The 26,044-nt window shown below is 64.8% G+C and carries 25 protein-coding genes; 6 read left to right on the top strand and 19 right to left on the bottom strand.

Going from position 1 to position 26,044, the window contains the following annotated elements:
• Positions 1–4 precede the first annotated feature (4 nt).
• The 6 genes from HV675_RS05050 to HV675_RS05025 form a co-directional block, all read right to left on the bottom strand.
• A complete protein-coding gene (locus HV675_RS05050; protein ID WP_175109692.1) occupies positions 5–340 on the bottom strand; it encodes a hypothetical protein in 336 nt (111 codons plus the stop codon).
• A gap of 42 nt (positions 341–382) precedes the next feature.
• Positions 383–1,195 (bottom strand): AraC family transcriptional regulator, encoded by an 813-nt coding sequence (locus HV675_RS05045; protein ID WP_175109691.1) that lies wholly within the window; start codon positions 1,193–1,195, stop codon positions 383–385.
• Positions 1,196–1,407: 212 nt separating this feature from the next.
• Positions 1,408–2,796, bottom strand: coding sequence for an NAD(P)/FAD-dependent oxidoreductase (locus HV675_RS05040; protein ID WP_175109690.1), 1,389 nt, complete (start codon positions 2,794–2,796; stop codon positions 1,408–1,410).
• Positions 2,797–2,802: 6 nt separating this feature from the next.
• The gene (locus tag HV675_RS05035) at positions 2,803–3,072 is read right to left on the bottom strand and encodes a (2Fe-2S)-binding protein (protein ID WP_175109689.1); all 270 of its coding nucleotides are present in this window, start codon (positions 3,070–3,072) and stop codon (positions 2,803–2,805) included.
• Entirely contained in the window at positions 3,065–4,252 is a 1,188-nt protein-coding gene (locus HV675_RS05030) for an NAD(P)/FAD-dependent oxidoreductase (protein ID WP_175109688.1), read from the bottom strand. The genes HV675_RS05035 and HV675_RS05030 overlap by 8 nt, the downstream gene beginning before the upstream one ends.
• A 94-nt stretch (positions 4,253–4,346) precedes the next feature.
• The gene (locus HV675_RS05025) at positions 4,347–5,303 is read right to left on the bottom strand and encodes a 4-hydroxyproline epimerase (RefSeq protein ID WP_175109687.1); all 957 of its coding nucleotides are present in this window, start codon (positions 5,301–5,303) and stop codon (positions 4,347–4,349) included.
• A 380-nt stretch (positions 5,304–5,683) separates the two neighbouring features.
• Between HV675_RS05025 and HV675_RS05020 the strand changes: the two genes are divergently transcribed.
• Together HV675_RS05020 and HV675_RS05015 are read left to right on the top strand one after the other, a co-directional pair.
• Entirely contained in the window at positions 5,684–6,589 is a 906-nt protein-coding gene (locus HV675_RS05020; RefSeq protein WP_175109686.1) for a dihydrodipicolinate synthase family protein, read from the top strand.
• A gap of 194 nt (positions 6,590–6,783) precedes the next feature.
• Entirely contained in the window at positions 6,784–7,926 is a 1,143-nt protein-coding gene (locus tag HV675_RS05015) for a branched-chain amino acid ABC transporter substrate-binding protein (protein ID WP_175109685.1), read from the top strand.
• Positions 7,927–7,999: 73 nt separating this feature from the next.
• Here HV675_RS05015 and HV675_RS05010 read toward each other — a convergent pair whose 3' ends face one another.
• Entirely contained in the window at positions 8,000–8,725 is a 726-nt protein-coding gene (locus HV675_RS05010; protein ID WP_175109684.1) for a response regulator transcription factor, read from the bottom strand.
• 211 nt (positions 8,726–8,936) lie between these two features.
• On the opposite strand from HV675_RS05010, the gene HV675_RS05005 reads away from it, so the two are divergent.
• Complete coding sequence (locus HV675_RS05005; RefSeq protein WP_175109683.1) at positions 8,937–10,463, top strand: MFS transporter; 1,527 nt, start codon at positions 8,937–8,939, stop codon at positions 10,461–10,463.
• Positions 10,464–10,619: 156 nt separating this feature from the next.
• On the opposite strand, the gene HV675_RS05000 is transcribed toward HV675_RS05005, so the two are convergent.
• Entirely contained in the window at positions 10,620–10,892 is a 273-nt protein-coding gene (locus HV675_RS05000; RefSeq protein ID WP_175109682.1) for a hypothetical protein, read from the bottom strand.
• 74 nt (positions 10,893–10,966) lie between these two features.
• The gene (locus HV675_RS04995; RefSeq protein WP_175109681.1) at positions 10,967–11,398 is read right to left on the bottom strand and encodes a DoxX family protein; all 432 of its coding nucleotides are present in this window, start codon (positions 11,396–11,398) and stop codon (positions 10,967–10,969) included.
• A 261-nt stretch (positions 11,399–11,659) separates the two neighbouring features.
• Here HV675_RS04995 and HV675_RS04990 point away from each other — a divergent pair, with 261 nt between their 5' ends.
• Positions 11,660–12,385, top strand: a complete 726-nt coding sequence (locus HV675_RS04990) for a DeoR/GlpR family DNA-binding transcription regulator (protein WP_175109680.1) — start codon at positions 11,660–11,662, stop codon at positions 12,383–12,385.
• 94 nt (positions 12,386–12,479) lie between these two features.
• Here HV675_RS04990 and HV675_RS04985 read toward each other — a convergent pair whose 3' ends face one another.
• The 8 genes from HV675_RS04985 to deoC all read right to left on the bottom strand — a co-directional run bounded on the left by HV675_RS04985 (position 12,480) and on the right by deoC (position 22,303).
• Positions 12,480–13,529, bottom strand: coding sequence for an ABC transporter permease (locus tag HV675_RS04985; protein WP_175109679.1), 1,050 nt, complete (start codon positions 13,527–13,529; stop codon positions 12,480–12,482).
• A 46-nt stretch (positions 13,530–13,575) separates the two neighbouring features.
• Entirely contained in the window at positions 13,576–15,108 is a 1,533-nt protein-coding gene (locus HV675_RS04980) for a sugar ABC transporter ATP-binding protein (RefSeq protein ID WP_175109678.1), read from the bottom strand.
• Between the two features lie 108 nt (positions 15,109–15,216).
• Positions 15,217–16,221, bottom strand: coding sequence for an autoinducer 2 ABC transporter substrate-binding protein (locus HV675_RS04975; RefSeq protein WP_175109677.1), 1,005 nt, complete (start codon positions 16,219–16,221; stop codon positions 15,217–15,219).
• Between the two features lie 97 nt (positions 16,222–16,318).
• Entirely contained in the window at positions 16,319–17,362 is a 1,044-nt protein-coding gene (locus tag HV675_RS04970) for an ABC transporter permease (RefSeq protein ID WP_175109676.1), read from the bottom strand.
• Between the two features lie 31 nt (positions 17,363–17,393).
• The gene (rbsK, locus tag HV675_RS04965) at positions 17,394–18,332 is read right to left on the bottom strand and encodes a ribokinase (RefSeq protein ID WP_175109675.1); all 939 of its coding nucleotides are present in this window, start codon (positions 18,330–18,332) and stop codon (positions 17,394–17,396) included.
• Complete coding sequence (locus tag HV675_RS04960) at positions 18,329–18,808, bottom strand: RbsD/FucU family protein (protein ID WP_175109674.1); 480 nt, start codon at positions 18,806–18,808, stop codon at positions 18,329–18,331. Before HV675_RS04960 ends, rbsK begins: the two co-directional genes overlap by 4 nt.
• A 50-nt stretch (positions 18,809–18,858) precedes the next feature.
• Positions 18,859–21,264 (bottom strand): aldehyde dehydrogenase family protein, encoded by a 2,406-nt coding sequence (locus HV675_RS04955; RefSeq protein WP_175109673.1) that lies wholly within the window; start codon positions 21,262–21,264, stop codon positions 18,859–18,861.
• A 28-nt stretch (positions 21,265–21,292) separates the two neighbouring features.
• A complete protein-coding gene (gene deoC / locus HV675_RS04950) occupies positions 21,293–22,303 on the bottom strand; it encodes a deoxyribose-phosphate aldolase (protein WP_175109672.1) in 1,011 nt (336 codons plus the stop codon).
• Between the two features lie 434 nt (positions 22,304–22,737).
• Between deoC and HV675_RS04945 the strand changes: the two genes are divergently transcribed.
• Both HV675_RS04945 and HV675_RS04940 read left to right on the top strand, forming a co-directional pair.
• Complete coding sequence (locus HV675_RS04945) at positions 22,738–23,634, top strand: fructose bisphosphate aldolase (protein WP_175109671.1); 897 nt, start codon at positions 22,738–22,740, stop codon at positions 23,632–23,634.
• Positions 23,635–24,057: 423 nt separating this feature from the next.
• A complete protein-coding gene (locus HV675_RS04940; protein ID WP_175109670.1) occupies positions 24,058–24,996 on the top strand; it encodes a LysR family transcriptional regulator in 939 nt (312 codons plus the stop codon).
• Here the strand turns inward: HV675_RS04940 and HV675_RS32380 are convergent.
• Both HV675_RS32380 and HV675_RS04930 read right to left on the bottom strand, forming a co-directional pair.
• Entirely contained in the window at positions 24,960–25,292 is a 333-nt protein-coding gene (locus HV675_RS32380; protein WP_246270101.1) for a hypothetical protein, read from the bottom strand. The two genes, HV675_RS04940 and HV675_RS32380, sit on opposite strands and share 37 nt — an antisense overlap.
• 37 nt (positions 25,293–25,329) lie before the next feature.
• Complete coding sequence (locus HV675_RS04930; RefSeq protein WP_175109669.1) at positions 25,330–25,698, bottom strand: nuclear transport factor 2 family protein; 369 nt, start codon at positions 25,696–25,698, stop codon at positions 25,330–25,332.
• Positions 25,699–26,044: the final 346 nt, after the last annotated feature.

The following is a 26,044-nucleotide window of genomic DNA, read 5'->3' as shown; positions in this document are numbered from 1 at the left end:
TTCATCAGGCTTGCCACACCGCATAGCCGGCCTCGCGCAGCCCGATGGCCAGTTCCACTTCCATATCCCGCGCGCCTTCGTACGGCATCGGATTGTAAAAGTCATACAGTTCGGGCATTAGCCGCACACCGTAATCGCGCACATAGCGGTTCGCCTGAATATCCGCCTTGTGCCGATCGAAGCGCAGATCCGGGTCCAGTCCTGTCATGCCCACGTATACACACGGCTTGTCGAAACGGTAGCCGGGGTTCGCGCGCCTGAAGCGCGCTTCGTTCCAGACGGTGTCGTCGAGGATCACGACGTACACGTAATAGCGATGTGCGGGGCCGCGCCTGTTCATCGTTTGTTCATCTGCCGCGTGCGTCGTCGTCCGGCTTCAACTTCATGCCGCCGCGCGCGGGCGACCGTTGCCGAGCAGCAGCAACCGGTATTCGGTCGGCGTGACGCCGACTGTCGCCTTGAATTGCCGCGTAAACGCACTGTGATCGGTGTAGCCGCACAACGCGGCGACGTCGGTCACCTTGTCATGCGAGACGAGCAGCGCGGTCGCCGCGTCGAGGCGCGTTTTCAGCAGCACCTGCCGCGGCGTCAGGTGAAACACCTTGTGAAAGTAACGCTCGAGCTGCGCCACCGACATATCGGCCATGTCCGCGAGTTGCTTCAGGTTCAGCGGCTGCACGTAGTTTTGCTGGATGTACTGGACCACCGTCGCGAGACGGCTGTACGCCGGGTGGCTGCTCTCGTCGGCCTTCAGATCGCGCGACGTGCCCGCGAGGCCGACGATGCGGCCGGACGCGTCGCGCAGCGGCTGCTTGCAGGTCAGACACCAGCCGGGCTGCCGGCCCGGATACAGATGCAGTTCCAGTTGATCGAGCATCTGGTTGCCGACATGGATGACCGCCTTGTCCTGCGCGGTATAGATGCGGCCGAAGCGGCTCGGGAACACGTCTTCGGCGGTCTTGCCGAGCAGCGCTTCCTTTTCCTTGTGCCCGCAGCGCGACACCAGCGTGCGGTTGACGAGCGCATAGCGCGCATCGGCGTCCTTCACGAAGAACACCGTATCGGGCATCGCGTCGAACACCGGCGCGAGCAGCGTGAAATGCGCGAGCATCGCCGCAAGCGCAGCGGCACCTTCGCCCGGCGTGCCGAAGGGACTGCCGTCGGGCGCTTCCAGCGGGTAGGCCTGCGTGTTCATTCTGCGGGTTCCGATATGTCGCGGGTGCGGTGCCGGTGTCGTGTGCGCACGATTATAGGGCCGCACGGACAGGTGAAAGAATTCGGGGCGCGCCGGAGGGGTTGTGCAGAAGCGGTGGGTTGCGGTTTGCGGTTTGCGGTTTGCGGTTTGCGGTTTGCGGTTTGCGGTTTGCGGTTTGCGGTTTGCGGTTTGCGGTTTGCGGTTTGCGTCGCCTATTCGTCCGCTGGCGCGGTGTGCGGTGCGATATCCAGCGCCGCGTCCGCCGCGGCCTCGAGCAGCGTTGCGATCCGCGCGGGACTGAACGGCGGCCGTGCCGGTCCGGCATGCCAGCCAAAATAAACCGCGGCTGCCGTCGCACAGATACGCCCCTGGCACGGCCCCATGCCGCAACGTGTTTGCAGTTTCGCGTCGCGCCAGTTCGTGTGCTCGCGCATTTGACCGCACGTGACATCTTCGCAGCGGCACAGCACGGTATCGTCGGACGGCAACGCGCGCGCCGCCTCGCCGAGCGCAAACGCGCGCTCGACACGTTTCGCAAAAAGCCGCCACCGATCGCGCCGCGTATGCAAGCTTTGCGCTTCGCGCGTCGCACCCGCCGCAATCAAACCGGCAATCTCCCCTTCGACGCTCGCCAGTTCCATTCCGCCGATGCCGGTGCATTCGCCCGCCGCAAACACATGTTCGAGCGACGTGCGTTGTGTTTCGTCAACCACGAGCGCACTGCCCGCTGCGTCATCGCCGCGTATCGCGCAGCCAAGCGCTTCGCCAAGCGTAATGTTCGGTACGAGACCATAACCGCACGCGATGCGCTCGCACTCGAGCACAACGTCATTGGCCGCGTCGCCGCTTGGGTTGCCGCTTGTGCCGCAGCCACCACGGCTGCTGTTGTGAGCCAGACCGCGCTGGATCTGGATTCTCACCCGCTCGACGCGCCCGTCGCCCAGCGCCTCACGCACCACGCCGCCGGTCCAATAGCGCAGTCCCGCAAAACCGCGCGTAAGCTGTGCGGCCTGCCATAGCTTCGACGGCGTCGCAGCCAGCCCGATGCCGAAGCGCACGAGCGCCGTCCACGGCGCCTGCTCGACGACCGCGACGACCTTGGCCCCCGCTTGCCGCGCGGTGGCAAGCGACGCGATCAGCAACGGCCCGCTGCCGGCGATCACGATGCGCTCGCCGCGCACCGGCACGCCGCCTTTGATCAGCGCCTGCAGGCCGCCCGCGCCAGTCACGCCCGGCAAGGTCCAGCCGTCGAACGGCAGAAGCCGCTCGCGCGCGCCAGTCGCGAGAATCAGACGTTCGTAGCCCAGTCGAAGCGCACCGTGCGCCGCGGATTCGACGAGCAATCCACGTTCGTCGAGTGGCGCGACGACGCGCGCTGACGACCACAGCACGACGTTATCTGCGCGTTGCAATGCGGCGAGGCGCTCGCTCAACGCGGGCGCCGGCGGATGTTGCGGGCCGTGACGCCAGATCTGGCCGCCCGCGCGCGGGTTGTCGTCGAGCACGGCAACGCGGGCGCCGTTACGGGCCGCCGCCCGCGCGGCACTCAGCCCCGCGGGACCCGCGCCGACCACGACGACGTCATAGTGTTGTCGGTTCATGTCGTTTCAGTGCGGGGCGGTCGTTTCGATCATCTGGCCGTCGCGGCATAGCGTCTGGCACGCAAGCATGTGCGCGCAACCGTCGATGGTCACGCGGCATTCCTGGCAGATGCCCATGCCGCACAGCGCGGTGCGCGGCATGCCGCTAACCGATGTGCGCGTGCCGGCGATGCCCGCACTTATCGCGAGCGCGGCCGCGACCGTCGAACCGTCCGGCACCTCGAGCGTACGCCCGTCGATGCTCACGCGCACGCGTTCGCCGTTCGCATCACGCATGGCAGACTCCCCGTGCAAAACGCGAAGGAAGATAGGGTTCGGCGGGAATGCCTGCCGCGCCGCCGGTGATTTGCGCGGCGAGCAATTGCGCGGTCGCAAGCGATGTCGTCACGCCGAGGCCCTCGTGGCCGACTGCAAGCCAGACACCGGCGGTGGAATGGCCGGCCTCCGGACGAATCGCCTCCGAGTAGTCGCGCTCCGGATGACCGGCCCCCGGCTCCTCTACCCGACCGATCAGCGGCAACCCATCGGGCGTCGCGGCGCGAAACCCGGTCCACGCCCGAATCCCGTTCAGCCCGGGCAACGCGGGCAGATAACGTGCCGCGCGGCGCAGCATGTGCGCCAGCACCGGCATCTCGACGGCGGGATCGTTCGTGTCGAACTGGCGCGACGAGCCGATCAGCAATTGCCCGGTCGGCCGCGGCTGCGCATTGAACGCCACCGACGTGCCCGCCGCATGATGCGCGCTCTTGATGTAGCCGAGCTCCAGCAGTTGATGCCGGATCAGCCCGGGATAGCGATCGGTGATCAGCAGATGGCCTTTCTTTGGTTGTATCGGCAACGACCGCACGAGCTCCGTTGCGGCTGCGCCGTTCGCGACGATCACATGCGCCGCCTCGATGCGTTCGCCATCGTCGAGCGTGACGGACCGTGCGTCGACCGCCACGGCTCGCGCGCCGAGCCGCACATCGATACGCGCCGCGGCCGGCGACAACGTCAGCAGCCACTGTGCCGCCGCCGGCGCATAGACGATGCTGTCGCGCTCGACACGCAGGCCGCCGGCCATGCCGTGCGCCAGCGCGGGCTCGCACGCGCGCAACGCACTCGCGTCGAGCAGTTGCGAGGAAACGCGCTGTGCGGCAAACGCGTCATGCATGACTTGCGCAGCCTGCCATTCCTCGTCGTCCGCTGCGACCCACAGCGTGCCGCAGCGCGCGAACGCGTCGCGCGCGCGCAAGCGCGGCGCGAGCTCGAGCCACAAATCGCGCGAGTAACGGCTCAGCGCGAATTCGGCCGGCGAATCGTGCATCACGACGATATGCCCCATGCCCGCCGCCGTCGCGCCACCACCGATACCTTGCGCATCCAGCACCGTCACGCGCAGGCCACGCGCAGCGAGTTCCGCCGCGCACGCAGCGCCGACGATGCCCGCGCCGACGATCAGCGCATCCGCTTTCATCGCTTGCCCCGTATTGCGGCAAGCCGGCTCGCTGTGCGCACGATAGTTGCGCGTACAACCGGGCCGGCCGCCGTACGCACCGCTAAGACTGACGTCATCGCGTCGGAATACCCCACGCAAACGGGTCGCGTTCGTCGAAACACAAGCGGCTCTCCGCCATGATGTGCGCATGGCCGGTGATCGTCGGCACGATGGCCGCCAGACCGTCGATGCTGTCCGCGCTCGCATAGCTCGCCTCGAACACGCTGCCGATGATGCTTTCCTGACGCCACACCGCGCCCGGCGCGAGCTTGCCGTCGGCCGCGAGGCACGCAATCTTCGCGCTCGTGCCGGTGCCGCACGGCGAACGATCGTATGCATTGCCCGGGCACAGCACGAAGCTGCGGCTGTCGATGCCGTCGCGCGAACCAGGTCCGAACAGTTCGATGTGGTCGATATATCCGTCCGCGGCGCCGGTTATACCCGACGCACTCAACGCGTCACGCAGCGTCGAACTGAACGTGGTCAGTTCGGCGAGATGCGCGGCCTCGAGTGTGCGCCCATGGTCGGCGACTAGAAAAAACCAGTTGCCGCCCCAGGCGATATCGCCGTTGAATGTACCGTAACCCGGCACGTCGACGCGCACGTCCTTCCGGTAGCGGTACGACGGCACATTACGCACCGACACGCTCAGGTCGTCGTTCAGCGTCGCTTCGACGATGCCGACCGGCGTCTCGATCCTGTGCCGTCCGGGACCGATACGCCCTCTATGCGCGAGCGACACGACGAGCCCGATCGTGCCGTGCCCGCACATGCCGAGATACCCGACATTGTTGAAAAAGATCGCGCCCGCCGCGCATTCCGGATCGTGCGGCTCGCACAGCAACCCGCCGACGACGACATCCGAGCCGCGCGGCTCGGTCACGATGCCGGCCCGCCAGTTGTCGAAGCGCGTACGGAAAACATCGAGCCGCTCGGCCAGCGTGCCGCTGCCGAGGTCCGGGCCGCCGGATACGACAAGCCGCGTGGGCTCGCCGCCGGTGTGTGAATCGATGACGTTCAGGGTTTTCATGGCGACATGGTAGAAACGCAGCCCGCGCGAGTCTTGACCTCGCTGCGCGCCGTTCGTGACGATTTCAGCACAGCTTACACAGCCGTGCGTGATTGTAGCGAAGCGCCGCCGCGCCTGCTGCGGCAGCAGCCGAAAGGTGTGCGTCGCGCGTAGCGGAAACCGGCTCGACGCAGCGTTCTTCTTCTGCGGTTCGGCCGTACGGGCGACCACCTGGTGTCAACCCCAATTGCCCCACCATCAACGCCAGAGCGGATCAGGACACCTATTCGTCGCTCGCCCGACTATGCTGAAATCGTCACGCGGCACGCGCGAATCGCGCAAGACGGCCTTTTTTTCCGTGCTTACACTGCGATCGATTCATCAACATCAGGAGAGCAGTCGTGGCGCACATCTGGGAAGGCGTAATGCCCGCCGTCACCACCAAATTCAACGCGGATTTCAGCATAGACCGCGGGTGGACCGGGAAGAATATCGAGGCACAGATCGACGCGGGCGTCGACGGCAGCATCGTATGCGGCTCGCTCGGCGAAGCGTCGACGCTTTCTCTCGATGAAAAGCTGCAGGTGCTCGATATCGCCGTCGAAGCGGCGCGGGGCCGCGTGCCGGTGCTGCTGACCATCGCTGAAAACAGCACGCTCGACGCGTGCCGCCAGGCCGAAGCCGGAGCGAAGCACGGCGCGGCCGGCTATATGGTGCTGCCCGGCCTGCGCTATCTGTCGGACCGGCGCGAAACGCTCAACCATTTCCGCATGGTTGCGAATGCAAGCAGTTTGCCGCTGATGATCTACAACAATCCGCTCGCGTACGGCGTCGACATGACGCCCGAGATGTTTGCGGAAATCGCCGATGAAAAGAAAATCGTCGCGATCAAGGAATCGTGCGGCGACGTGCGGCGCGTGACCGATCTGATCAACGCGGTCGGCGACCGTTACGCGATTCTGTGCGGCGTCGACAACCTCGCGCTCGAGGCGATGCTGATGGGCGCGCACGGCTGGGTCGCGGGCCTCGTCTGCGCATTCCCGCATGAGACGGTGGCGATCTACAAGCTGTTCAAGGCCGGCCGCGTCGAAGAGGCGCGTGCGATCTACCGCTGGTTTGCGCCGCTGCTCGCGCTCGACGTGTCGGCCAAGCTCGTGCAGAACATCAAGCTTGCCGAAGCGATCGTCGGCCTCGGCACCGAGCCGGTACGGCCGCCGCGTCTGCCGCTCGCGGGCGACGAGCGCAAGGCCGTCGAAGCGCTGATTCGCCGCTCGATCGAAGCGCGCCCGGCCCTGCCGAAGCTGTAACCGCAGCGACGCGCGTTTTTCGCTGTTTGCGTTTTTCGCGCTGTTGCCGTTTTTTTGCGCCCACCCGCGGCATGCGTGCTCAACCCGCACGTACGCCGTGTTTTACGGCAGTCGCAGCACCACGCTTGTCAACGACGCACCCGCGGCACGCATCGCTTGCCGTGCCGGTGTGCATTCATACTCGGGGAGTCACAGTGAAGCTGAAGATATCGCAGATCGTGATCGCATCGGCGCTCGCGTACGCAACCGGCACGCAAGCCGCGGACACCGACGTCGTGCAGATCGGTTTTGCCGCGCCGTTGACCGGCCAGCAGTCGAACTACGGCACTGACATGCAAAAGGGCGCGCAGCTCGCCATCGACGATTTCAACGCGACGCATCCGGTAATCGGCGGCAAGCCGGTTACCTTCGCGTTGACGTCGGAAGACGACCAGGCCGACCCGCGCACCGGCACGACGGTCGCGCAGCGGCTGATCGACGACGGCGTGCACGGCATTGTCGGCCACTTCAACTCGGGCACGAGCATTCCGGCTTCGGACCTGTACAACCGCGCCGGCCTGCCGCAGGTATCGATGGCGACCTCGCCGGTGTACACCGCGCGCGGCTACAAGACGACCTACCGCCTGCTGACGAGCGATTCGCAAGCCGGCAGCGTTATGGGTGCGTACGTGGTCAATCACCTGAAATACAAGCGCGTCGCCATCATCGACGACCGTACCGCATACGGCCAGGGAATTGCCGACGAGTTCGCGGCAGCCGTGACGGCGGCGGGCGGCACCATTGTCAAACGTGACTATACGAACGACAAGGCGCTCGATTTCTCCGCCATCCTGACTAACATGAAGGGCCTCGACCCGGACGCGATCTTTTATGGCGGCGGCGACGCGCAATCCTCGCCGATGATCCGCAAGATGCGTCAGCTCGGCATCAAGTCGGCGTTTATCACCGGCGAGATGTCGAAATCGCCGACCTTCCTGAAGGTCGGCGGCAGCGCGGCGGAAGGCTCGATTGTCTATATGGGCGGCTTGCCGAAAGAGAAGATGCCAGGCTTCGCCGGCTTCGAAACGCGCTACAAGACGCGCTTCCACGAAGACCCGGTCACGTACTCGCCGTACTCGTACGACGGCACGATCGCGCTGCTCACAGCGATGAAGGAAGCGAACTCGACCGACCCGAAGGTGTACACGCCGTGGCTCGACAAGGTGACCATCAAGGGCGTCACGTCGAACGACGTCGCGTATGACGCGAAAGGCGACCTGAAAGACGCGCCGGTGACGATCTACAAGGTGGAAAAAGGCGGCTTCGTGCCGATGGATACGATCGGCGGAAAAAGCTGACCGACGCAACGCGCGGCTACGCGCCGCGCGTTGCGTGAGGCATGCTCAGTTGACAACAATCAGGTGGCAACGATCAGGCGGCAGCGGGCTCGACCGCTGCCGCTTCGTTTTCCGTGCGCACGCAAAGCAGCCGGTAGCCGCTCTTGTACACGGGCTGCAGACGGTAATCGTTGTGCGGCTCGATCTGCAGCAACAGGCGTAGACGCGACACGTGACTATCGATGGTGCGCGTGACCTCGCGGAACTCACGCCCCCACACCATCGCAAAGATATGGTCGCGCGACAGCACGCGGCCCACATTCGAAAAGAACAGCGACGCAAGACGATATTGCGTGCCCGACAATTGCACCGGCACGCCGCGCAACGTGACGATCTGGCGGCGCGTGTCAAAGTGGTAGGGGCCGACGTCGAAGCTGGTGACGCCGAAGCGCTCCGGATACGCGCGCCGCAACAGCGCGGTGACCCGTTCGCGGAACTCGGCAATGCGCACCGGGAACGTCACGTAGTCGTCCGCACCGGCGGCCAGCGCGCGCACCACGCTTTCTTCGGAGTCGTCGGTTGAGACAAAGATCACCGGCACGCGATCCCCGCTCACCGCGCGCGTCGATTTGAGCACGTCCGCACCGGACATTCGCACACCGTGCCAATCGAGCACCAGCAGATCCGCAGTGGATCGCGCGAGCGCCTTGGCCATCGTTAAACCATCGTCATAGACCATGCAGCTATGGCCGGCCTGCACCAGGATTCGCTCCAGCTGCTTGCTGCGCACCGGGTCTCGTTGAAGGATTGCTATACGCATTGTAAAAATTCTCGACTAGTAGCCTCGGTGGCGATTCTCTGGGCACGAAATACCCATGCCCATAAGACCAGTCTGAAATTGCGTATGCGGTGCGGCGTACGATCGTGCGCGCTGGCCGTGCGTGCCGCGCTCCTGCGCGGTCCGGACCTTGCATCGACGCTTCACGAGACTGTGAAACTTCGTGGCAGCGCGCAGCCATAACATGGATCACATGAAGATCCTTCACCGTTCCCCCTCGCCCCAACCGCCGTCTGCCCCGGCGCGTCTGACACCTGCGCTCGCGCGGATCGTCGCGACCGTCAGCGTCGGCTTCGTCGTCACGCAACTCGATGTGACGATCGTCAATGTCGCGCTCGCGCGGATCGGCGCCGACCTGCATGCGAATGTGACCGCGCTGCAATGGATCGTCGACGCCTACACGCTTGCGTTCGCGGTGCTGATGCTGTCGGCAGGCGCGCTCGGCGACCGCTTCGGCGCGCGCCGGATATTCGCGGCCGGCATTGCGCTATTCGCGTTCGCGTCGCTGCTGTGCGGACTCGCGGCGAACGATGCACTGCTGGTCGCGGCACGCGCGTGCCAGGGCGTCGGCGCGGCCGCGATGCTGCCGAATTCGCTGGCGCTGCTCAATCAGTCCTGCGCGCATGACCCGAAACTGCGTGCGCGCGCTGTCGGCTTATGGACCGCTGCCGGCGCGATTTCGATCGCCGCGGGCCCCGTCGTCGGCGGTCTGCTGATCGATGCGTTCGGCTGGCGCAGCATCTTTCTCGTCAACCTGCCGTTGTGCGCGGCAGGCCTCGCTGCGACGTTCGCGTGGCTGCCCAAAGCGAAGCCAACGCGGACGCCGGCATCGGAACCTGTCGCGCGCGGCATCGATCCGCTCGGCCAGGTGCTCGCGGTCATCGCGTTGACTGCGTTCACCGGCGCCGTGATCGAATGGCGGCCGCTCGGACTCGCGCATCCGCTCGTCGCAGGCGGCCTCGGGCTCGCGCTCGTCACAGCGCTTGCGTTTATCGCAACCGAGCGGCGTGTCGCCACGCCGATGCTGCCGCTTGCGCTGTTCGGCAACCGCACGTTCAGCGCCGCAGTCCTGTTCGGCGTGTGTGTGAATCTGACGTACTACGGCGTCGTGTTCGTGTTGAGCCTGTTTCTGCAGCGGGTGCGCGGCGATACGCCGTTGCAGGCGGGCCTTGCGTTCCTGCCGCTGACTGGCGGCTTCCTGTTGTCGAACGTCGCGAGCGGCTGGGTGGTGGGCCGCTACGGCACACGCGTGCCGATGCTGCTGGGCGCGCTGGTTGCCGCTCTCGGCTATGGGTGGTTGCTGCGGGTCGGTGCGCATACGCCGTCATGGGCGCTACTGCTGCCTTTCCTGCTGATTCCGTCCGGCATGGGACTCGCCGTCCCCGCGATGACGACCTCGGTGCTCGCATCGGTTGATGCGCGGCGCGCCGGCACCGCTTCCGCCGTCCTGAACACCGCGCGCCAGGCCGGCGGCGCGATCGGCGTCGCAGCGTTCGGCGCGCTCGCGAGCGGCGCACAAGCTGCACACATCGTGAACGGTCTGCATACGGCCACCGCCATTTCGGCCGGCGTGCTGCTGATTGCGGCACTGCTCGCGCGCTGCGTCGATCCGCATCCTCATGCGCGGGCACAGCATCAAGCGCACGCGCAGCCGCCTGGCCCGCAACGCGACACCCCACGCGTCGGCGATCACACGCCTTGCCGGCGCCACGCGCCGTAGCGCGATATGCACGCATCACACGCACAGACCACGTCGCGTCGCGCCACGTCGCGCTGCAAACAACGACGCCCGCGATGTGCATGACATCGCGGGCGTCAGATCGCGCGGCGTGCGTCGGCTACGGCACCGCGCGCCCTTCGACTTCGACACAGTTTCCTACAAACTCACTTCCTGGATCTCGCCCGTATCGAGCGCCTTTTCGATCAGCCCTTCGCTTTGCGCCTTGCGGATCGCGTTCGCGACGAGATCCTTGGGCTCTTCGATCTCCGCCTTGATCGAGCCGATCAGGCCGGATGCGTCGAGCACCACAAGCGTCTTCGCCGAATCCGCCTGACTGATGATGACGCGATGCGGTGTCGGCCCCTCGCCGAGGCTCGCGCAAAACTGCCTGACCTGGCCACCGATCAAATGGTCGAAAGCTTGAATCATTGCGTGCTCCTTGTCAGCTCAAAAACGATACCGCTACAGGTTGCCGCACGGCCCGCGCAGCCGGCGCCGGCCTGCTAGAGGCTCAGCCCGCCGCGCGGCGCACGCGCGCCGTCGATGCTGATACGTCCCGCGCCAGTGACGATCAGCAGCAGAAAACCACCGGCAATGCCGATGTTTTTCCAGAAATGCACGACCATCTCGCGCTGCAGACTGGCATCGGTGACGTTCCAGAAATCATGCCCGAGAATGGCGGTCGCCACCGTGTAGAGCGCAAGAATCAAACCGAGCGCGCGAATCCGCAGGCCGACCACCAGCAGAATGCCGCCGAGCACTTCGATCGCGACGACGAGCGGCGCCACAAACGTCGCGTAAGGCACGCCCTTCGCGTTCAGGTAGCCGATAAAGCCTGCGTAGCCCAACAATTTCATTGCCCCGCCCCACAAAAACAGCGTCGCAAGCGCAATGCGCGCAATGAAAATCACGCCGGACTCGACGGCACGCGTCATGGATTGTCTCCTCCCATTCGAATAAGCAGAAGACCGTGGCTCAGGGCGTCAGTTCCCCGTCTTTTCAGATGAATGGCCGTCGGCACATGCAGCCCGCGTTGCATATGCCATTCGTATATCGCGGCCGCGCAATGCGTAGAGCACGCGCAAAAAGCGCAATCGATTGAAGTTTTGACTCACGGAGTCTCACGCCGGTTGTTATAATTCTCTCATAACCCGAACGAAATCTAACGTGCATGTGCGCGTCTTTTTGAGGACTCCATGGTCAAGACCGAACGTCTGCGTGTGCTTGCCGAAGCACTGGCAAGACAAAGCGTGATGCGCCTGCGCGACGCGGCATCACTGCTCGGCGTTTCGGAAATGACCGTGCGCCGCGATATCGCCGCGAGCCCCGGCAAATTCACCTATCTCGGCGGCTATATCGTCAGCGCGACCGACGTGCCGAATTCCGCCGGCTATTCGCTCGAACAGGAAAAGGATCACTTCGCACAGGCGAAGGCGGAAGCGTCGTCGGTCGCGGCCGGACTGCTCGCCGATAACGAAACCCTCTTTATCGATTGCGGAACGACCCTCGCCACGCTCGCGCGGCTGATTCCCGCGGAGATGCACGTCACGGTCGTCTGCTATTCGCTGAACGTCGCGGAAATTCTGCGGCGCAAGCCCAATGTGCGGATGATTCTGCTCGGCGGCGTCTATGTGCCGTCGTCGGATTCGTTCGCCGGTGAAGAGAGCATCGAGGTGCTGCGCCGCATGGGCATCAACAAGGCGTTTATTTCAGCGGGCGGCGTCGATGCCGCGCGCGGCGTCACATGCTGGAATTTTCACGAGGTCGGGCTCAAGCAGGCCGCGATGGCCAGCGCCGTCGAGAGCCACCTGGTGGTCGACAGCAGCAAGTTCGGCGTCGTGAAGGCGGTGCGCTTTTCGAAGATCGACGACTTCGATTCGATCATCACCGAGAAAGGACAGGAAGTACGCCGGCGCAAGTAAGCGCGCCGGCGTTTCAGGTTCGTAGCGATCGTCGCATGCGCGACGATCAGCACGGGCGCGACAGCCGTCAGTGAAGTTGCGCCGCCACCGCCGGCTATTGCTGCTTGCGCTGCAGCGAGAACAGCGTGCCCGCGATCAGAATGAACGCGCCAATAATCACCTTCTGCCAGGTGCTCGGCACGCCGATCAGAATCAGCACGTTGTTGATGAGCGTCACGAGCACGACGCCGAGCAGCGTGCCCACCACCGTGCCGCTGCCGCCCGTGATGCGCGCGCCGCCGAGAATCACCGCCGCGATGACGTCGAGTTCCGAGCCCACCAGATCGAACGGGTTCGCGAGGCGGTTGTTCGACACATGCAGAATGCCCGCGATGCCGGCCAGCATGCCCGTATAGCCAAATACGAACAGGTGAATCGCGCGCAGGTTGTAGCCGAGGCGCTCGGCAATCGCGAGGCTGCCGCCCATCGCGTAGACGCCGCGCCCCATCATCGTACGGTTCAGCAGCCACCACGTGAGCGCCACCGCCAGCACGAGCGCGATCACCGAGGCGGGCAGCACCGCGCGCAAGCCATCGGCGGTGTGATAGAAGAACAGCGGAATACGGCCGAAGTGGTCCATGCTGCGCGGAATGTTCATAAAGAACGTCGTGCCGATGAACGTCAGCAAAATTCCGCGGAACAGGTACTGCGTGCCGATCGTGACGATCAGCGAAGGCGCCTTCAGCCGGAACACGAGCACGCCGTTGACCAGGCCGAGCATGATGCCGCCCACGGCTCCTGTCAGCAGGATCAGCGCGAATGGCGCGTCGGGCCACCACGCGAACACCGCCTTTGTGATTGCGTACATGGTCAGCGCGCCGATCGCGGTGAACGACACGTCGATACCGCCCGACGCGAGCACGACAAGCGTGCCGAGCGCGAACAGCGACACGGTCGTCGCCGAATGCAGCAGGTCGAACAGCGTCGCGAGCTGAAAAAAGCGCGGATTGATCGCGCCGACGATGACGCACGTCACGACGATCAGCGCCGCGGTGAACCACTCCGGCTGTCGCGCGAGACGCGTGCGCCAGCCCGGCGGTTTGATCTTCGGTGCGATTTCAGCAACGGTGGGAGTGGCCATGGTCTGGTTCATACGCGATGACATCGATGACTTCCTTTAACCCTTCATACCCTTGAAGCCCCTGAAAACGCTACGCCGCTTCCGACAGCAGCGCGTGATACAGGTCGGCTTCATCCAGCCGGTCCGCGCGGTACTCGTTGGCCACGCGGCCTTTCTTCATCATCAGGATCCGGTCGCAATTGCGCAGCAGTTCGGGCAGATCGTCGCTGATCAGAATGATGCCGATCCCGCGCTGCGACAGTCGCTGCATGATCCGATAGATGATGTCCTTCGATCCGACGTCGACGCCGACCGTCGGCCCATGCAGGATCAGCACGCGCGGATCGATCGCGAGCCACCGGCCGATCAGCACGCGCTGCTGGTTGCCGCCCGATAACGACTGCACCGCCTTGTCGACGTCGGGCGTCGCGATCTGCAGCTCTTTCACGGTGTCGACCGCGAGCGCCTGCGCGCGAGCACGATCGACCTGACCGAAGCGGTCGCGCAGGCTCGAGATCATCGCGGTGATCACGTTGTCGCGAATCGGCTTGTCGAGAAAGAGCCCTTCGTTGAGCCGGTCTTCCGGCACGTAGCCGATCCGATGGTCTTTCGCATCGGACGGCGTGCGCACGGCAATCGTCTTGCCGTCGAGCACGAGCGTGCCGCTGTCGGCCGGCGCGACGCCGGCCAGTGCGCGCGCGAGTTCGTTGCGGCCCGAATCGAGCAGCCCGGTCACGCCGAGAATTTCGCCGCGATGCAGCGAGAACGTCACATCCGCGAATTGCGCGGCGCGCGTCAGGTGCTTTACGTCGAGCACCACTTCGCTGCCCACTTCGCCGTCGCGATAGCGTTCGTTCGACAACTGGCGCCCGGTCATCAGTTCGCTGATCTGCGCCTTCGTGTATTGCTCGATCGGCCCTTGCGCCATCTTTTGCCCGTCGCGAAACACGATGACCTCGCCGCCGATCGCATAGCATTCGTCGAGCTTGTGGCTGACGAATAGCACCGTCACGCCTTGCGCGCGCAGATTGCCGAGCACCGCGATCAGGTTGTCCACTTCCTTTTGCGTCAGCGACGTGGTCGGTTCGTCCATGATCACGAACTTCGCCTCGCTCGCGATGGCGCGCGCGATCGCCACGAGCTGGCGCGTCGCGAGCGGCAACTGTTCGATCAGCGTTGCCTGGAAATCCGCGTCGCCGGGCAGGCCGACCGCACGCAGCGCGCGCTCCGCGGTCGCCGCGAGCGCCTTGCGGTCGAACGTGCGCGTGAGGCGCCCGTTGTGCTCGGCGAGTTCCGAGGTCAGCGCGATATTCTCCGCGACGCTCATGTTCGGCAGCAGCGACAGGTCCTGGTACACGGTCTCGATGCCGGCCGCGAGCGACTCGAGCGCCGACAGCCGCGCATGCCGCACGCCTTCGATCACGAGTTCGCCTTCATCGGGCGGTTGCGCACCGGAGATGATCTTGATCAGCGTGCTCTTGCCGCAGCCGTTTTCGCCGAGCAGATGGTAGATCTGCCCGCGCTGGAACGACAGGCTCACGCCGCGCAGCGCGTGCACGCCGGTAAAGCGCTTGTGCACGCCGACCACTTCGAGAAACGGTGTCGAGGAAACGGATGAATTCATGGTGCGAGGCCGTAGTCTTCAAACGCGCATCCGCGCCGGTATGCCAGCGACGACGCGGATGCGCGGTAACACAAACGTCAAACCAGCTTCAAAACGCGACAGCGGCGCTTAGAACGAATACTGCTTGTAGTTGGACTTGTCGACGCTTACCCAACCCTGGCCGCGCACGATGATGCCCTTGCCCGGTCCCTTCGAAACCGTCACCTTCTCGTAGCCCGGCAAGCCGAGGTTCGCGCCGTTCTCGACCGTCTTGCCGTCGAGCAGCATCTTCGCGACCTTGTTCATCGCGATGCCGGCGAGCTTCGGATCCCAGAACGCGATGCCGTTGATCGCACCGCTTTCGAGGTACTTGCCCGCCTCGGTCGGCAGGCCCGTGCCGTACACGCAGATCTTGCCCTGCCGGCCCGATTCCTCGACCGCGCGCCCGATGCCGATCACGTCGAGCGACGACGAGCCCTGAAAGCCCTTCAGGTCCGGATACTTGCGCAGCACTTCCTTCGCCACTTCATACGCGCGCTCGCCGTCGTTATTCGTTTCGAGATTCTTCTCGACGAGCTGCATCTTCGGGTACTTCTTCGCCGCATTGTCGATGCCGCCGTCGGCCCATTGCACCTGCGAGCGGCTGCCGAGCGAGCCGACCAGCGTCGCCCACTTGCCTTCGTCGTGCATGCACGATGCGAGCCGCTCGTTGAGCGCCGCGCCATAGGCGCTGTTGTCGAACGCCTCGACGTCGACCATCGTGTTCTTTTCGTTGTCCGCCTCGTGCGTGACGACCTTGATGCCGCGGTCCATCGCCTTCTTCAGTGCGGGCTCGAGCGTCGGCGGGTCGAACGGCACGACGGCAATCGCACTCACTTTCTTCGCGATCAGGTCTTCGATGATCTTCAGCTGCTGGGCCGCGTCGGCACGCCCCGGGCCGGTCTGGTAGACGGTCACGCCCGGATTTTCCTTGCCGAACTCCTTGACGCCCTCGTCCATCCGGTTGAACCAGCTGATGCCGGTCACCTTGACGACGGTGACGATCGTTTCATTGGTCGCCGCATAGGCCGTTGCGGCAATACCAGCGGCCAGTGCACACGCTGTCAGGGCCACGCCCAATCGAATGCGTTTCATGTCGGTTGTCTCCTTGTTTTTTCGTTGACGCCCCACCCATAACGAAGACGGACGCCCGAGGCACGATGTCCGCCTGATTGTTGCCACCTCTGACGCGCTAGCCGCCCGCCGGACGTTTGGCGCCGCCGGACGCCTGCCTGCCGCCGATGCCGAAGATCGCGCGCACCCGCTCGCCGCCCGCGAATGCGAGCGAGAGCAGCAGCAGGAAACCCCACGCGCAATCGCCGAAAAACTGCGACACGCCGAGCAGATTGAAAAGGCTCGACAGAAACTGCAGCACGGTGGCGGCGAAGAACACGCAGATGATGCGTCCGTAGCCGCCGGCCGGATTCACGCCGCCCATCACCGCGATCAGGATCGCGATCAGCAGATACGAATTGCCGTAGTCCCATTTCGCCGAGAGCGTATGCGACACGCTGACAAGCCCGGCCAGCGACGCGAGCACGCCGCACATCGTGTACGTGATGATCAGCATCCGTTCGCGCGGAATGCCGGCATAGAACGCGGCGCGCTGGTTGGTGCCCATCAGATAGAGACGCAAACCGAACGGCGTGCGCCTGAGCAGCCAGCCGAGCAGCACGACGGCCACCATAAAGATGCAAAACTGGATCGGCACCTGGAAGAACGTACCGTTGCCGATATCCGAAAGCGGTTCGACGTAATCGACGTGAACCGATGCGCCGTTGCTGAGCGCGACCGCGAAGCCGGTAAAGAGCAATTGCGTGCCCAGCGTGCAAAGAATCGGCGTGAGCTTCAGGCGCGCGATGATAAAGCCGTTCAGCAGGCCGCCGAGCACGCCCGCGGCCAGCACGATCGCGCAGAACAGCGCGGTGAAGAGAGCCGGCGAATCGTCGCCGCTCACAAAGCGCGGCACGATCAGCGCGGCAATCATGCCGGAGAGGTTCGCCAGCCCGACACCCGATAGATCGATGCCGCCGTTGCCCGACAGCATCGACAGCATGATGCCGAGCGCGAGCAGCGCGATTTCGGGCAGTTGTGCGCCCATCGACTGCAGGTTGTCGATCCCGACAAACGCGCCGTGCGAAAGCCCGATGGCCACGAGCACCACGAGCAGATTCACGGCCACCAGGAAGTTCAGCTGCCGGTCGCGAAACCAGCTTGCGAGTGGAGAAGCATTCATTCGCGCAATCCTCACGACAGTTCGCGCGCGTTCAGCGCGCCGCCGCGGCCATCCGGCCGAGCACTTCATCGACTTCCCGGCGCGTCGGCATCGACGGCGCAGTACCGGGACGCGTGACCGAAATTCCCGCGAGCGCGCAGCCGAAGCGTGTCGCCGCGACCGCGCCTTCGCCGCGCGCGAGCGCCGCCGCGAAACCGCCGGTAAAGCCGTCGCCCGCGCCGGCCGTCTCGACCACCGGCCCGCATTCGAACGCGGGCAGCAGCAGCGACTGCTCGCGCGAATGCAACAGCGCGCCGGCCTCGCCCAGCGTGACGATGACGGCGCCCGCGCCCTTGTCGAGCAGCACGTCGGCCGCGCGGCGCGCGTCGTCCGCGTTGCGAATCTCGATGCCGGTCAGCGCCGCCGCCTCGGTTTCGTTCGGCGTCACATAGTCACACAGCGGGAAGATGTCGTCGGGCAGCGGCATGGCCGGCGCCGGATTGAATACGGTGCGCACGCCGTGCCGGCGCGCGAGTTCGAGACCGCGACGCGCCACCGCGAGCGGCTGCTCGAGCTGCGTGACGAAGACTTGCGCGGCGGCGATGTCGGCTTCGATCGCGTCGACGTCGGCCGGCTCCATCGTGCCCGCGGCGCCGGCTGCCACGATAATCGCGTTCTTGCCGGTCGTTTCGTCGACGAAAATATGCGCGGCGCCGGTGGCCGTTCCATCGACCACCGTGGCGCGCGCGGTGATGCCTTCGGCAGCCCACGTCTTGCGCGCGATCTCGCCGAACGCATCGTTGCCGAGGCGCGTGCAGAACACCACATCCGCGCCCGCGCGAGCGGCGGCCACCGCCTGGTTCGAGCCTTTCCCGCCCGGTCCCATCTTGAACGCCGAACCCGCGATGGTTTCGCCGAGCACCGGCATGCGCGGCGCGCGAAACGCGAGATCGGTCACATAAATACCCAGAATCACCACACGACCGCTCATTGACCGCTCCCTGCTGGCCTCGCGGCGTCCGGCGCCAGCATCACGCCTTTTGTGAACACGAAGCAGCCGTAGCCGCGCAGCTCGCCCGTCGCGATCACGCAATAGGCCTTGCGGGCACGCGCATAGAATGCGTGCCGTTCGATCGGCGCGAACGGCACGTCACGGCCCTCGGCCGCGTTCACCTCGGCTTGCGCTTCGCGCTGCACGGCGGGAATCGTGTTCGGCTCGCCGACCACTTCCATGCGCATCGCGGGCGATTCGACGAACGTATCGAGTGGCAGCACCGACAGCACCGCGCGAACCGCACGCGGCGCATCCGCGCCGTCGATGCGCAGCAGTTTGCCGAGCACCGTTGCGCGAGCAACGGAATCGGCGGGGAAATTCGCATCGCAAATGATGAGTTCATCGCCATGCCCCATCGCACGCAATGCGTGCAACACGTCGGCGTTGAGCAGCGGGTCCAGATTCTTCAGCACGTTGTCTCCTCCGTTTCGGATGGCGGGCGATCGTTCGCGTCTCGCGTGGATCAGTCGCCGTACGGTATCCAGATGTTTTTCACCTGCACGGCCTGGCGCAAGAGCGCCGGGCCTTCCGTCGACCGGTCGAACCAGTCGAAGCGCCGGCCGTAGTCGACGAAAGTGCGCTTCAGGTTGCCGGTCGATGCGCGTTCGACCTTCGTCGAATCGCTCGCGTCGCCGAAGCACCACAGCGCGTCGACGTCGTCATGTTTGGCTAGCGCGTCGAGCAACCCGGCGCGTTCGCCGGTCACGATGTTCAACACGCCCGCGGGCACATCCGACGTTTCCACGACCTGATAAAAATCCGTCGCGGCGAGCGGGCATGCGACGCTCGGCAGCGCGACGACGCGGTTGCCCATCGCGAGCGCCGGCGCCACCAGCGACACGAACGCGAGCAGCGGCGCTTCGTCCGGGCATGCGATGCCGATCACGCCAAGCGGCTCGTGCATCGCGAGCGCGACGCCGCGCAACGGCGGCGCATGCACCGCGCCATCGAACTTGTCGGCCCACGCCGCGTACGTGAAGAGGCGCGTGACCGATGCTTCCACTTCGTTACGCGCGTCCGCTTCGCTCATGCCGGTTCGTGCGACCAGTTGCGCCGCGAACTCGCGCGCACGGACCGCAAGATTTTCCGCAAGGAAATACAGCACCTGTGCACGATTGTGCGCGGTTGCGCCCGACCACTTCTGCGCGCCTCGCGCAGCCGCCACCGCATTGCGGATGTCCTTGCGATTGCCAGCGCCGACCTCGCCCGCGAACGTGCCATCGGGCGCATGCACCGGCAGCGAATAGCCGCTGTCCGGGCGCACCTGCTTGCCGCCGACAAACAGCTTCGCGGTGCGGTCGACGCTGAGTACGTCTTCGCTACGCCACGCATCGCTTTCGTCTGCACTGGGCACGTCGCTCGCGACCCGCTGCGCCGCACGCCGCTGCGGCAGATTAAGCCATGCGTTCGGCTTCAGGTATTCGTAAATGCCCTCGCGCCCGCCCTCGCGCCCGTACCCCGATTCGCGATAGCCGCCGAAACCGACCGCCGCATCGAACAGATTGGTCGCGTTGACCCACACCACACCGCAAGCCAGACGCGGCGCGATATCGAGCGCGCGGCCGATCGTCTCGCTCCATACGCTGGCGGCGAGCCCATAGCGGGTGTTGTTGGCAAGCGCAACCGCTTCGTCGGGCGTGCGAAAGCTCATCGTCACCAGCACCGGGCCGAAGATCTCTTCCTGGGCAAGCGTCGACGACGGCGCGACGCCGGTCACGAGTGTCGGCGGAAAGAAGCAGCCTGTGTTGGGCATCTGCGTTTCGGCCGCTTGCCAGACCATGCAGCCTTCGCGCCGCCCGGTTTCGATCAGCGATTCGATGCGCTCGAGTTGCACCGGGTCGACCAGCGCACCGATGTCGATGCCCTTGTCGAGCGACGGGCCGACGCGCAGCGTCGCCATGCGGCGCTTGAGCTTTTCGATAAAGCGCGCTTCGATGCCTTCCTGCACGAGCAGCCGCGAACCGGCGCAGCAGACCTGGCCCTGGTTGAACCAGATCGCGTCGACTACGCCTTCGACCGCGCCATCGAGGTCCGCATCGTCGAACACGATGAACGGCGACTTGCCGCCGAGTTCGAGCGTCAGCGATTTGCCGGAGCCCGCGGTGGCCTCGCGAATCAGCCGGCCGACTTCAGTCGAACCGGTGAACGCAATCTTGTCGACGTCCGGATGCTCGACCAGCGCCGCACCGGTGCGGCCGTCGCCGGTCACCACATTCAGTACGCCGGCCGGCAAACCCGCGCGTTGCGCGAGCTCGGCGAACAGCAGCGCCGTCAGCGGCGTGTATTCGGCGGGCTTCAGCACGACACAGTTGCCGGTCGCCAGTGCGGGCGCGATCTTCCACGACAGCATCAGCAGCGGGAAATTCCACGGCACGATCTGGCCGATCACGCCTAGCGGCGCAAAGTCGGCGAATTCGCTGTCCTGCAGTTGCGCCCAGCCGGCGTGATACAGGAAGTGCCGCGCAACGAGCGGAATGTCGATATCGCGCGTTTCGCGGATCGGCTTGCCGTTGTCCAGCGCTTCCAGCACCGCGAACAGGCGGCTATGCCGCTGCACCATGCGCGCAAGCGCATACAGATGACGGGCGCGCCCCGCACCGCCCAGTGCGCGCCACGCAGGCTGCGCGGCACGCGCGGCGGCCACCGCGGCGTCGACATCGGCCGCTTCGCCTTGCGCGATCTGCGCGAGGGGCTGGCCCGAGGCCGGCTCGTGCGTCGCGAATCGCTCGCCCGAAGACGGCGCGCGCCACGCGCCGCCGATGAAATGACCGAAGACACCGTCATGCTGCGCGAGCCACGCGCGTGCGGGCTGGTCGTCTTCCGGTGCGGGACCGTACTCCATCGAAGAAAAATACTCGGCTACGCTCATGAGAATCGGATTGCTTGCGGATACAACGTTATGCAACGGGGTGGCGATTGAAGGCGGAGTAACGGCCGCTCGCGTGATGCTCGAGCTGCCGTTCGATATCGGCCAGCAGACTCGATGCGCCGATACGGAACAGTTCCGGCTCGAGCCATGCTCGCCCAAGTTCTTCCTTCATCAGGATCTGGTACAGCAGCGCGGTCTTCGCGTCCGATACGCCACCGGCCGGCTTGAAGCCGATCAGCACGCCGGTGCGCGCGTGATACTCGCGGATCATCCGCACCATCACGAGCGACACGTCGAGTGTCGCGTTGACGCCTTCCTTGCCGGTCGACGTCTTGATGAAGTCGGCGCCCGCCATCATGCACACCATCGATGCGCGGGCGATGTTCGACAGCGTGCGGATGTCGCCGGTCGCGAGAATCGCCTTCAGATGCGCGTGACCGCAGACGGCGCGAAACTCGCGCACCTCGTCGTAGAGTGCACGCCAGTTGCCGGTCAGCACATACTCGCGCGTCACGACAATATCGATTTCTTCAGCGCCGTCCGCCACCGAGGCCTCGATCTCTTTCAGCTTCAGCTCGTGCGGATTCAGGCCGGCGGGAAAGCCCGTCGAAACCGCGGCCACGGGTATGCCGCTGCCGCGCAGCGCGTCGACCGCGGCCGCGACGAAACGGTGATACACGCACACCGCGCCGGTCGTGATGCCGTTCGACGCAATGCCCAGGTCCGCGAGGATGTCGGCGCGCACCGGCTGCCGCGCTTTCGCGCACAGGCGTCGCACGCGGCCTTCGGTGTCGTCGCCGTTCAGCGTGGTCAGATCGATGCAGGTGATCGCTTTCAGCAGCCACGCGGCCTGCGCATCTTTCTTCACGGTGCGGCGCGTACCGAGCGTCGCCGTGCGCCGCTCGACCGCGGACTGATTGACGCGCAGGTCGTCGAACCACGATGCATCCAACGGCACGCCGGGGTTGCGTGCGGGATGAACGATGGCGCCGCGCGGAAGTGCGACGACCGAGGAAGACAAAGTAGAAGCTTCAGACATAAGGCGTTCGCGGTTTCGTGCAATGCACAACAACGACTGATGGTTTGTTCGCAATCAATCGTACGTCAATGAGAGGATCGTAACAAGTGTCGTTACATTGATTTCACACCCATTCCACGTCAACGACGGCCAGCGGGCTTTGCGGCACGCGGGCGAGCCCCGTCGCACAAGGCTTTCGCGTCCGGCCGCCGCACCCTCGGGGTTTTCACCTAGCGCGTGCGCAGCGTGGCGAAGCGGACGGAATGCGGGGCACATCCGTTGCTAACGTCACGAGCGAAATAACGGGCAGCGGCAGCGCGGCCCGCCGCTCACGGCGACGCACCGTTTTAACAAGTTCGTGCGCCAATGCCAGTACACTTTGATATCGACGGATTCAACGGACCCGTATCGGGTGCGCTTTGCAGCGATTTTTGATTGCTCACGGAGAAACACTCATGGCAAACGACAAAATGCTTGCGCAAATGACCAACCAGCCGGGATTCATCGCCGCGCTCGATCAGAGCGGCGGCTCGACGCCTGGCGCATTGCGGCAATACGGAATTCCGGACGACGCGTACAGCGGCGACACGGAAATGTTCAAGCTGATGCACGAGATGCGCGCGCGCATCATCACGGCGCCGTCGTTTACCAGCGACAAGGTGATCGGCGCGATCCTGTTCGAAATGACGATGGACGGCCAGGTGCAAGGCAAGCCGGCCCCGTCGTTCCTGTGGGAAGACCGCGGCATCGTGCCGTTCCTGAAGGTCGACAAGGGCCTCGTCGACGAAGCGGATGGCGTCCGTCTGATGAAACCGATCCCCGGCCTCGACGCGTTGCTCGAGCGTGCCGCGAAGCTCGGCGTGTTCGGCACGAAGATGCGTTCGCTGATCAACCAGAACTCGGCCAAGGGCATCGCGGCAATCGTCAAGCAACAGTTCGAATACGGCGCGCAGATCAGCAAGCACGGACTCGTGCCGATTCTCGAGCCGGAAGTATCGATCAAGACCCCGGACAAGGCCGGCGCGGAAAAAGTGCTGCTCGCCGAGTTGCACAAGGGCCTCAACGCGCTGCCGGAGACGGAGCGCGTGATGCTCAAGCTGACGCTGCCGGAAGTGGCGGATTTCTATCGTCCGCTGATCGAGCATCCGCGCGTCGTACGCGTCGTCGCACTGTCGGGCGGCTACTCGCTCGACGACGCGTGCGAGCGGCTCGCGTCGAACCACGGGATGATCGCGAGCTTCTCGCGCGCATTGATCAATGACCTGAAGAAATCGATGACCGACAGTCAGTTCAATACCACGCTGTCGGAGGCGATCGATCAGATCTATCAGGCGTCGGCTGTGAAGAACTGAGCGGGCCCGATCGACGGGTTCTGCTCGCGACGAAGCGGGGCTAGTGCAAGCTAGCCCCGCTTTTTTTGCGGCGCGCGCGGCGCATGCTGCGGCACGCGGTTTCAGATGCGGATGCAAGGCTTCCTCAATCGACCGGCACCGGCACGAAGCCGATGCTGCTTTTGCGATATTCGAAGGTTTCGCGCGCAACGCCTTGCGCAATTGCACTATTGTCGCCGGTTCGAACGCTTCGCCCGGAACGTTCTTCGGAGCATGCCGCACCCGACCCGCAGTCATCACTGTATGGAACGGCGTGTGGTTTTTGAATGATCGCGCCATCCGTAGAATGGCTCGTCGCGCCGGGTTTCGCATCGGTCGCGACAGCCGCCGTTCGCCATGACCGGCGGCTCATTACGTCGCACACCTTCGATAGTCGAGGACAAGATGGATCTCTCCGCCGTAGAGGCTTTCGTGCGCGCCACCGAATCCCGCAGCTTCACCGTCGCCGCGCGGCAGATGGGCCTGACCGCATCCGGCGTCAGCAAGGCGGTGACGCGGCTCGAGACGCAGACCGGCGTCGTGCTGTTGCAACGCTCGACGCGCAGTCTCGGACTCACCGCGGAGGGCGCCGCGTTCTTCGAACGCTGCCGCGCGATTCTCGCCGAGCTGCGCGAGGCCGAGGCCACGCTGCTGCAATCGGTGCAGATGCCATCGGGGCGGTTGAGAGTGACCGCACCGATCGCGTTCGGCCGGTCGATTCTGCTGCCGGCATTGATCGAATTCAGGCGGCGTTACCCGGCAGTGGTGGTCGAGGCGAGTTTTTCGGATGCGATACAGGACATCATCGAAGAAGGCTTCGATATCGCGATTCGTATCGGCGACGTTTCCTCGAGCAGACTGGTCGCGCGCGAGATCGGCGCGGCGCACTGGATCGCATGCGCAAGCCCTGCGTATCTGAAAGCGCATGGACGCCCGCGTTCACCCGACGACCTGAGCGCGCACGACTGCGTCGCGCAGATTTCGGCGAACACGCGACGCTACCGCGACTGGTACTTCACGTCCAGCAGCCGTGAATGGGCAATCCATACCGGAGCGTTCGCGCAGCAGGTGTTCGACCATGCCGATGCGTTGATCGATGCGGCGCTCGCCGGCGCGGGCATCGTCTACGTGCACGACTACGCGGCGCATGACTTCCTGCGCGCCGGACGGCTCGAACAGGTTCTTCAGGAGTACGCCACGCCCCGGCGCGGCATTCAGATTCTCTATCCGGCGACGACGCAGCTTTCGCCGAAGATCAGGGCGTTCGCCGATTTCGCGGTCGCGACAATCAGCCATCCGAAGTTATGCTATACGGCCGATGAGGAATCCGATGTGGCCGCATAGTCTGCCGCGATAACCTGCACATCGCCTGTGGACGACCGGTCCGGCACGCCGCGGCGCGCCGCCGCGCGCTCGGCCATCACGTGCAGGCAGAACCATCTGACCCACCCGACGATTGCAAGCAGTACGAGCCCGGCGCCGCCGAGCACCGGCTCGCGAAACGCGACCACGGCAAGAAACGCAAAAGCACGCGTTCCCGCGAATAGCGCAAATCCCGCGATGGCGGCGGACAACGCGTCGACGACGCCAAGCGCACGCGCGAATTTTGCGGCGGACGGCGCGGCAGCGGGCTCATACATTTCAAGTTCTCCTTGTCTGTTTAGAATGCCTGGGTGATCAGGCCGCACCCGGCGCTGCATCGAGAAAACCGGTCACGGCCAGCAAACGTCCTTCCGCATCGAGCTGGCCGAAGTCCGAACCCTTCGCAATCGGAACGCCGTCAGGTGTCTTCAATTCCCACGAAAACCGCAGACGGTCCGCGAATCCGTCGACATCCGTCGTACGCCGAAACGTGTGACGCGGAAAGCGCTCATGCACCGCGCGGATCATCGCGTCGATGCCGTCGTGCGCGCGACCGGACAACAGCGGATCGACGTAGGTCGCATCGCTTGCCCACGTTGCGGCAATGAGCGCCTTGCGGCGTTGCGCGTCGGTCTCGTTCCAGATATCGAAATAGCGGTCGATCAAAACGGTGTGCGCGTTCATCGCAGACTCCTTCAAAAAAGGTTGAACTCAGTCGAGCCCTGCTGGCGAATTCATGGTTCGCTGCAAGCTCTGACTGAAGGTTCTGCGATGCGCGGCCGGCTGTCGATTACGTGCGAGGTAATGTGTTTGCGCGGCCGCGCTACGGCGCGGGCGCGCGTTCATCATTGCCGTACGGCGAGCGTCTCGCACTGCATAAGGACCGCAGATCGAAACAGCCGATGCCTACAAAACACGCGTGCAAGGCGATGTATTCCGGCCATCGTCGTGCGGCGCTGAAAGCTCGACAGGCAGGTCTGCGAATATTCGTTAAAGAAGCACGACCGTGCAGCGACGGATCGGCCGCACG

The organism is Paraburkholderia solisilvae (assembly GCF_902859875.1).
Lineage (GTDB): Bacteria > Pseudomonadota > Gammaproteobacteria > Burkholderiales > Burkholderiaceae > Paraburkholderia > Paraburkholderia solisilvae.
This window is presented reverse-complemented; position numbering and strand designations above follow the sequence as displayed.